This window comes from Synechococcales cyanobacterium T60_A2020_003, from assembly GCA_015272205.1.
Classification (GTDB): domain Bacteria; phylum Cyanobacteriota; class Cyanobacteriia; order RECH01; family RECH01; genus JACYMB01.
The window spans coordinates 1-6,743 of record JACYMB010000136.1 but is presented as its reverse complement, the minus strand read 5'-3'; the positions used below and the strand labels follow the sequence as shown (position 1 = coordinate 6,743).

The 6,743-nt window shown below is 51.1% G+C and carries 5 protein-coding genes and 1 pseudogene; 1 reads left to right on the top strand and 5 read right to left on the bottom strand.

The window, feature by feature from the left end; translation table 11 throughout:
• Positions 1-125 precede the first annotated feature (125 nt).
• The 3 genes and pseudogenes from nikA to IGR76_07045 form a co-directional block, all read right to left on the bottom strand.
• Positions 126-1,139, bottom strand: a pseudogene (nikA, locus tag IGR76_07055) (nickel ABC transporter, nickel/metallophore periplasmic binding protein).
• A 276-nt stretch (positions 1,140-1,415) separates the two neighbouring features.
• Positions 1,416-2,492 carry a WD40 repeat domain-containing protein gene (locus IGR76_07050; GenBank protein MBF2078267.1) on the bottom strand — a complete coding sequence of 359 codons (1,077 nt, stop codon included), beginning with the start codon at positions 2,490-2,492 and terminating at the stop codon, positions 1,416-1,418.
• Positions 2,493-2,530: 38 nt separating this feature from the next.
• Positions 2,531-3,496: a GTP-binding protein gene (locus IGR76_07045; protein ID MBF2078266.1), complete on the bottom strand. Its 966-nt coding sequence runs from the start codon at positions 3,494-3,496 to the stop codon at positions 2,531-2,533.
• Between the two features lie 188 nt (positions 3,497-3,684).
• On the opposite strand from IGR76_07045, the gene IGR76_07040 reads away from it, so the two are divergent.
• Complete coding sequence (locus IGR76_07040) at positions 3,685-3,942, top strand: hypothetical protein (GenBank protein MBF2078265.1); 258 nt, start codon at positions 3,685-3,687, stop codon at positions 3,940-3,942.
• Between the two features lie 15 nt (positions 3,943-3,957).
• Here IGR76_07040 and IGR76_07035 read toward each other — a convergent pair whose 3' ends face one another.
• On the bottom strand, positions 3,958-4,857 hold the full coding sequence (locus IGR76_07035) for an alpha/beta hydrolase (GenBank protein ID MBF2078264.1): 900 nt from the start codon (positions 4,855-4,857) through the stop codon (positions 3,958-3,960).
• Between the two features lie 43 nt (positions 4,858-4,900).
• A complete protein-coding gene (locus tag IGR76_07030; GenBank protein MBF2078263.1) occupies positions 4,901-6,544 on the bottom strand; it encodes a 50S ribosome-binding GTPase in 1,644 nt (547 codons plus the stop codon).
• Positions 6,545-6,743: the final 199 nt, after the last annotated feature.

Below are 6,743 nucleotides of genomic sequence, written 5' to 3'. Positions count from 1 at the left end.
GGTCTTCTAAACTAAACATGGGGTAGGTCAAGGGGGGAAAACTTAGCACTTTCAGTCTATCTAACCTGCCCCTCTCTTATCCCGAACTGACGTTAGCTTACAAAGCTAGAAGGTAGAATTACACCTTATTTAGTTCCCGATCCATAGGGCACTTCGGTTGAAAAATAAGTGTCGGCTCTTTGTTCTGTGTCGTAGAAGATGCCAGAAATAATCGCATCTTTATTGACACTGTGCTAAATCGCCTGCCGCACCTTCAGGTCTGCAGTGGCTCCCCGCTTGGAGTTAATGGCGATCGCTCGCGTATTCAACGGTGGCGATACATCAGCCGTATAGTCTCCTGAATCGCGCAGTTGCTTAAACGAGTCAAGACTAATTTCACCATTGCCGTAGATCAAATCGATTTCGTTGTTCTCAAATGCCAGCACGCGCGTTTCGCCATCGGGAATAATTTTCACCGTCACCTGCTCGATTGCCGGTTTGTTGCCCCAATAGTTCTCATTGCGCTTGAACACAGCCTGAGTATCCTTCTGGTAATCGGCTAACACCCAGGGTCCTGTGCCAATCGGGGCTTTGATGCCTTCTGCAGTTGTGCCGCTGTCGGGAAACGCTTTGGGCGACAGAAAACGAACCGGACGAATCAGCGTCAATTCTTGCAGGGCTGGATAATAAGGCGTTTTCAGGTACATCTGCAAGGTGCGATCGCCCTGAGCCTCGCCGCGATCGATCGCCTCAATCAGTCCCAACCAGTCATGCTCTGCACGATTTTACAACATCTGATCAAAGTTGGCTTTAGCCGCCGCCGCATCAAACGGAGTGCCATCAGAAAACTGAACGCCTTCGCGCAGTTGGAACGTGATCAACTTGCCGTCGGGCGACACTTCCCAGCTTTCTGCCAGTGCAGGCTGAATTTCGCCGCCGCGATCGTAGCTCACCAGTGGCTCATAAATTAAATCCTGAGCAAACATCTGGCTGGGATTGTACATATGCGGATTGAGCGGTTCAATATCCTGCGACCAGGAGAACGTGAGCGTTGAATCTGTAGAGTTTTGAGATTGAGTGTTGGGCTGGGCACAGCTTGGCAGAAGGATCACGGCGGCAACCGCGATCGCCAGTAGCGCACGAAGAAAGTTTCTTCTCATGAGGAAATGGTTACTAAATGATTGTTTCACTCTCACCTTGGATCGAGGAAGCCATTGATTCTAAAGAGGTAAATTCGTTTGATTTCAGTAGTCGAATGACAAAACCATCGGGGTCAAACATTACTACTTGAATCAGAGATGAAACAATGCAGGGGGGAGGGATAAAGCGATGAATTAGAGTAAGGCTTTATCTTTTCTTATCTACTTCGTTGATCCTGTAAGTCTGCTGCAAAGGATCGTGTCAGGAATAGAAAGTCATAGCAGAAAATGGTGTGCTCATCGTCCACCAAACCCACGACCACGCGAAGTTTGTGACCAGATCAGCAACTCGCCATCTAATCCTCCAGCCGCAAGCTGATGTCCCTGCGGGTGCCAGGTGAGGCAGGAGAAGCCGTTGGACACACCTGTAAGCGATTGAATCAATCGAGTGCCCCGGTGCCAAAGGGCAACCCAACCATCCTCTGCTGCCGACGCTAACAGGAGTGAACCGGGTTGAAAGGCGATCGCGTGCACCACTCCTTGATGATTACCCAGAACCCGACTCGCCCAACCCACGCGCTCATCGCCATCGCGTTCCCACACAACCACTGCCGCACCACTACAGGATGCCAGCATCGGCACCCCGATATTAGTGGGAACCTCTGACCATGCCAGTTGTCGCACTTTACCGGGAAAGCCCTGCATCAACCAGGGAGCCGGATTGCCCCACTCCAACACGCTTAGGGTGCTGTCGAGATTTCCTTCAGCAATGAACTGGTTATCGGGCGACCAGGCGATCGCCACCGTTGCCGAAGGAATATCTAACGCCTCCGCTTCTGCATCCCAATCGTTGGCATTCCAGACCCTTGCCCCTTGATAGCCTGCTAAAGCAAGATATTTACCATCTCTGCGCCAATCTAAATCCAAAACCGTTGAAGTCTCAAAGTTAAGCGTCGTCAACACTTCCTGAGTTTCGACATCCCAAACCTGCACATACTTGCCCAGGCTAAAGGCAAGCTCATGGGTTGTTGGACTCCAACAGAGGCGATCGACCCAAACGGATTTGTTGTTTAACGCGGCGATGAGTTCTGCTGCACCCGATTGAACCGACCAGATCTTCACCTGCCCATCTTGCCCCCCGATCGCTAAAAACTGCCCGTCATGGGAAAATGCAAGACAATCAACAGAGTATCCCGTTTCACTCTGGAGAAAGGCAGATTGGAAACCTGGCAAGCTAATTAACACCACCTCTCCAGCCGCCGAACAAGCCGCCAGAGAGCGACCATCCGGTGACCAGGCGATCGCCGTAACATAATCCGACAATTCACCCCGCCAAACCTGCTTAAACTCTTGCTGACTAATCGTCTTCGCCATCCCCCGATCCCTACTCCCTACTCCCTACTCCCCCACTCCTACACCAAACACCCCCGAAACCCCTCCTTCAACTCTGCCTCATCCAAATTCCGCCCAATAAAAACCAACTCATTCCTGCGGGTTTCGTTGGGCTTCCAGGGGCGATCGGCTCTGCCATCAAACAGCATGTGAACCCCCTGGAACACAAAGCGATTGTCTTCGCCCTCAATGTTGAGAATGCCCTTCATCCGAAAAATATCCGGTCCCTGATTGCGTAACAGTTCACCCATCCAGGTATTCAGCCGCTCGAAGTTCAACACACCGGATTCTGCGATCGCCACAGATCCCACAGTCTCATCATGTTCGTGAGCATCTTCCCCTAAGAAATTGGGGTCAACCTCCAGGGCGCGACTGAGATCGAACGCTCCGACTCCCAGGATGCTATCCATTTCCACTTGAGCATCTTGGGTGCGGTAGATTTTTGCCATTGCATTCATCGAGCGGATGCGTTGCTCTAATTCATCCAATTCAGCAGGCGTTACCAGGTCGGTTTTATTGAGCAGAATTACGTCAGCAAAAGCGAGTTGTTCGATCGCTTCATCGGCATCCCAGTGCTGATGAATGTGCTTGGCATCCACAACAGTGACTACTGCATCTAAACTCGTTTGCGATCGCACATCTTCGTCCACAAAGAAGGTCTGGATCACAGGAGCGGGATCTGCCAACCCAGTCGTTTCAATCACCAGATGATCAAACTTGTTGCGCCGCTTCATCAGGTTGCCAATGATGCGAATCAAGTCGCCGCGAACTGTACAGCAGATGCAGCCGTTATTCATCTCAAAGATTTCTTCATCGGCATCAATTACCAACTGATTGTCGATGCCTACCTCGCCAAACTCATTGATGATGACGGCGACTTTCTTACCGTGTTCATGAGTCAGGATGCGGTTAAGGAGCGTTGTCTTCCCGGCACCCAAATAGCCCGTGAGGACGGTTACAGGGACAGAACTTGGAATATCGGGCAACTACCATCAGTCACGTCTCTTTACTTAAAAGAACGATAATCATTCTCAAATTATAGATAAAAGCTGGGATTCAACAAGTGCTTTGGGGTTGAGGCGGAGTTCTGCAGTTTTGGATTGAGGAAACCGAACTTTAGCAGGTGAGGAGGTGTGCCAGAATATCCACAACTTAATTGATGCGGTAATTTCTAATGTCACAGACCCCATCCGACCCGTCCGATCCCCAATCCAGCAAGTTGACCAACGCAGCGATCAGAGTTTTCTGGGGTGCTGTCATTGGCTGTTTCCTGGCTCTAGTCCCCCTCTCCTATAGCTGGTATTTTCTTTCAGGCGTTACGACAACCCAGATTTTTGCCCTCGTTGCGTTTGGGGTGCTGGGAGGGATTGTCGGCACATTTGGCAATCTCCAGCAAATGGGGCGTTTCTTTGACTCCATTCCCTGGTTCTGAGTTTGATGCTGGAAATTAAGCCCGTAGGAACGGTACTACGATCGCGGCTACTTCACTCGCGTACTCTTCATGCAGTCCCAGAGAACCAGAAAGGCGATCGCTTTGAATTCCGGGTAGCTTTGCAAGGGCTTCCATTTCAGCCTTTGACTGCCCCGGAGATTGTTCGCCAATTACAACCAAAGTGGGGACAGAGAGTGCTTGCCCAATTTGTAAAAACTCTTCATGGCTTTGCATCGGGTCAAGGGTTCCTGTGACAAACGCCGCTGGCGCATAGCGTCCCCCTGAGTGCTGAGTGATCTCATATTTCTGCTGCATGAATTCTGGGGTCAGTTTATTAACATCAACGTAGACATGCTGCCGATACATGAACTTCAGGAAGGCAGGAGCCGTATTGAGGGTATAGAGTGCCTCACCAATGCCGGGTGAGCAAACCAATTCTCGAACCGCATCGCGTACAGGAGTCGGCGCACCCATTACCCGCAGTGGACCTTTCCAGGTTGGTGCAACCAGTACCATTTTTGACCAGGGGCACGGCGTTTGCTGAGCAACTTGCATCGCGTACCCTGCCGCATGTCCCGCTGCAACGACAGCAACAGGCTGATCAAATTGAACCTGAAGGAAATCTTGTAGGAGTTGACGGTAGAGGGCGGGTTGATAGTTCAGGGCGGGGCGATCGCTTTGTCCAAAACCTAACCAATCTATTGCAACCACTTGAAAGTGTGGCGCTAACTGTTCGGCAATCCCCTGCATTTCACCACGAGTGGAAACCGTGCTAAAGGCAGGGAGGAGCAAAACTGGAGAGCCACTGCCGCGCGTTTCGTAGGCGATCGCAAAGCTTTGATCCTGCCATTGCCATTGGAACGTGTGAACGGTTCCGCCAATTTGAGCCGATTTAGGTATCAGTGTAGTTGTCACGGTTGTACCTCATACGTTGCTAAAATGGGTTGCTACCTTGAAACTACCACCAAAAATATCCCCCCCAAGCCAGAATTAAGGCGAACACAATCGCGGCGATCGCCTGCCTCACCATCAACCCCAGCGCAAACTTGAGTGATTGTTCACGAGCGATCGTCAGGGCTGTCACCAGACAGGGTAACAGTACCCCAGCCAGATAAACGCCTGTGAGGATTTGCACAGGAGACAACAGGCCAACCGTATTGGGTTCAGCAAAGAGCAGGAGTCCGTCTTTACGAACTGATGCCAGAATCACAGGCAATGCGGCTTCCGGTGGTAAGCGAAACAATCCCATTGCCGGATTAATCAACCCACTCAGCCCATTCAAAACGCCCAGCCAGTCCAGGACAGAAGCAATCAGCGTGATCACCAGAAAGATGGGAATGGCGTTGGTAAAGAACTGGCTCAGTGTTCCCTTCATCTCACGCCAAATCGCTGACCATCGCGGCACTTCCAGAAACGTGCGATGCTCAATCATGAGACTGTTTTGGGGAGAACGAGCCGACTTGGGCGCAATCAGGCGCGTATAAATCAATGTTGTGATGGTCAGGTAGAGCAGGTAAGGCATCACCAGGTAGGGCAAGTTCGCGGCACTAAACACTCCCAGGGTGGCACCCAATTGATAGGAGCAAGCAGAACCAAAGGCGATCGCCGAAATACAGGTTTGGCGAGAACAACTGGAACAGGCGCGAGTGCTGATCACGGCTGGCACGTTGCAGCCAAACCCCATAATGACACGCACCAAATCTCGTCCGGATAAGCCGAAGGGACGTAACAACGGATGCAGGGCAACGGTGATTCGTTCGACTAAACCACTGGCTTTGTAAGCACCCAGAAATAGCGCATAAAGAATGACCGTTGGCACTGCCCAGACAAACAGCAACGGTCCCATTGTGACCAAGCCATAGCGTCCAATCAAGATTTCCCTGGGTAGGGACGGTAAGCCAGAGAGGGTTTCTACCGTTGGGTTGACCAATCCCTGTATAAGTGGATCAACGATCGCGGCAACCGTATTGGCAAACCAGACCGCAAGAACAGCAGGTATCAGCAGCAGAGCGATCGCCAACAGCCAACCCAACCGGGGATGCTCCAGCAACGTTGGACGCGGTTCGATGCGCCATCCAGCAGGAATGGGATGCCATTGACTGGGAAAGACCGACGGTTCATGCATTGCCGCTAAAATTTCCTGTCGTTGCGCGGCAGTTAGATGCCTTGCATCCACTGGAATAAACGCCAAATTGGAAGTTTGTTCCCAGCGATGAACCGTCTGCTGTGTAAATGTTGATGGCAATACCTTATCCCAAAACGTGATGACGACAATTCCCTGCTTATCCGCGACTAAAGGTAATAGATCTGTCAGATCCTCATCCACATGAGTCGCTTTCACCACCAACACGATCGTGTCACCCTGCTGTAATTGCTCTAATGCGGATCGAGTGGTTGTCGTATCAGAACGGTACAGAATCCCAGGGGTATCAATGAACATCACACCGTCTCCCGTATAGCGCTCACAGGTGACTGTAGAGCCACGAAAATTGCTGCTGTAGGGGGTGCGATGGGTCAGAGAGGCGACCAGTTGAGATTTGCCAGTATTCTCTTTGCCAATTAAAACGATTGTGCGTTGCGTGGAAGCGGTGGAGGGGGACATGGGGGAGTGGGGAGTGGGGAATGGAGCAGTAGAGAAGTGGAGGGAATAGGGAGTGGGGAATGGAGCAATAGAGAAGTGGATGAAGAAAATGTGTAGATGGGGAAGAGAGTTCAGTGATAAAACTGTGATGTTATTGTTTCTTTCGGCTTTGTTGCATGATTAGAAAAACGGTCAGGTTCGCCTTGAGAATGTCCTGGTA